1 protein-coding gene is annotated in these 2,470 nt (G+C 66.2%); it reads right to left on the bottom strand.

All coding sequences use genetic code 11. The annotated features are described in order from the left end of the window. Nucleotides 1-2,283, bottom strand: a 2,283-nt coding sequence (locus U9980_RS13145; RefSeq protein ID WP_322768166.1) for a TIR domain-containing protein, incomplete at its 3' end; no start/stop codon positions are given. Nucleotides 2,284-2,470: the final 187 nt, after the last annotated feature.

Below are 2,470 nucleotides of genomic sequence, written 5' to 3'. Positions count from 1 at the left end.
TGCCTGGCCCAGCACCCGCTCTCGATCATCATCGGGCAGATACGGCACCAACTCCGTCAACGCCCGCGCCCGAAAATGAGCCTCATCGACGGTGGTAAGGGTGTCCAACGCGTCCGCGACCACTGGCCCGCGAGCGCCGCCCGGTATGTGCGGGACGAGGGCGGTCAACGCCTCAGCGCGGGAACCGGGGTCAGAAATGCTGTGAGCGTATGAGACAGCCTGCTCAGGCGTCCAATACCGTTCGGTGACGAGGCGGGAAAGCAGCCGGGGCGGGATGTTAGCGGATATACTGGCGATCGATCCGAAAATGAGGGCGCAAAAGATTTCCCGACCGAAGCTGTCCGGGCCGTGGATTTCCGCGGCGGCGGCCTGGTCGGTCATCCTCTCGGCGTCCTGCCACACCGCACGGATACCCGTCAGGTAGGCACCCGTCAGGCCGAGGTAGTAGTGAATTTTGTACCAGACGTTTTCTTGCCGATCTCCACCGCCCTGCTCCTCGGCGGTGAGTAGAGCGTCGACCAAATCGTGCCGGTGAGCTGCCAACAGATGTGCGATCATTCCTGCGATCGCGTACCGGTCGGCGCCGTCGGGTGATGTCTCGCCCCGCAGGGCCGGAAGACCATCACCTACAGCGCCCCATCGGCTTAGGAAGCTTTCGGCGAGCAGTCCGTGCAGCTCGGGCAGCCTACCGGCGGGCAGGCTGGTGCGGATGTACCTCATGAGCAGGTCATGCACGGTGACTGTGCCCGCGCGTGGGTCTGTCTGGATAAGCGAGCGCTGACCAAACAGAGCGATGAGATCATCAGAGTCAAGGTCGTCCATGCCCGAGGTGGCACGCCAAAGCACAGCAACCACGGACGCCGGGACCGGGCCCCGGCCCTCGAACACGGCCAGTTCACGGAGCCGCGCAGCCTGTTCGTCACGAAGCGAACTAACCGAGGCGTACAGGGAGGCGAGCAGATCGGGGTAGGGATAATCGGCGAACTGGCCCGCCAGCCAGTTCAACTCTGCCCGGCGCAGCCGTTCGGCGACACTTGCCCATCGCCGTCCTCCCGCGACCATCCCAGCTGCCAACGCCAACGCCAGCACCAGGCCCCCGCAGTGACCAAGAACCACTTCTGCTTCGGTCGGCAGTTCATCGGCGGCGCAGCCGGCGTAAGCGGCCAGTACGAGCCGAGCGGTCCCCGCGTCCACCGCGCCCAGTTCGTAGACGGTGCTGTCGGCAAACAGCGCCTCCCGGGTGCGGGTCGTGACCAGCAACCTCGCTGGGCTGGACAGCGGCAGCGTTCGCAGCAGGTCGACCTGCCAGACGTCGTCGGCCACGATCAGGCAGGCCGCTCCTGCCAGCAGCCGTCGCAGCCTCTCGGCCCCGGAATCCGGGTCGAACACCGGAGCGGTGTCCCCGAGGGACGTCAGGATCTCAGCGAGGATCGCGATTATCTGCGGCTCCGGGCCCACGTTCACCCACACGATCCCGTCCGGGAACGCGGCCAGTACCGCGGGGTCCCGCACCAGTACCCGCGCCAGTGTCGACTTGCCCGCGCCACCCATACCTACCACGCCCAGTACCGGCCCGCCCTGAGGGTCGGTCAAAAGGTCCAGCAACGCTGCCGTGTCCACGCGGCGCTCGACGTACCGCGGCGGAACAGCAGGCAATAGATTCACCGATCGCCGCGCATGTGCCGGTGGGCTCTGGTCCGAGCCGGGAAACTCCACCGGCGACGGCACCGCTCGCAGTGCCAGCCCCCGTGACGGCACCGCGCGCGCATCGGACGGAAACAATGGCGCCCGGTCCGGTTTGTTCCGTTCACCGGAGACGGCAAGACTGGCCGCGCGTACAAGCTCCAGCCGTGCCACCGATTCGGCCCTTCCGAACAGGTCGATGGAGGTTATTTGGGCCAGTAATCTCGGTCGCGCGCAGTCCTCGACTCGGACCACCAGTAGAAGACGCCGCGTGCCCGCTGGGTCCCTTTCCCACGCCGCGTGCCACTCCGCTCGCCCATACACTGAGTCCGCGTAGGCGCTCGAGAGTACGGCAACCGTGCGGCGAGCGCGCGAGACCCCTTCGTCCATCCCGACTACCCAGTTCACCCCTGGCGCGAAGTCCCACGCCTGCACCAGCACCCGATAGCCGGCCTCTTCAAGCACCCAGGCAATCCACTCCGCCCACGGCCGGTCAACCGCCGTGTACGACACGAAGTAGTCCCAGCCCTCATCCACCCCGCCGGCCACCACACAAGCATCCCACCACCGGATACCCTCGTCGCCGGGCTGATCGGTCACGCCGAAAGAGGTTCTGTACCGAGGGTGATATCATTGAGACTAATGGTAATATTATGTGACGAGGTCTGTAGTCAGGCACTCCGGCTCCGAACGCCGGCCCCGAACGGCCGACCCCGCATCGGACCGCACTGTGGAGGACCGGCATGGCGACGAACCTCCTGCTCGACAAGCGGACGCCGTGGACGGT

The organism is Protofrankia sp. Cr1 (genome assembly GCF_963555865.1).
Taxonomy (GTDB): domain Bacteria; phylum Actinomycetota; class Actinomycetes; order Frankiales; family Frankiaceae; genus Protofrankia.
This window is presented reverse-complemented; position numbering and strand designations above follow the sequence as displayed.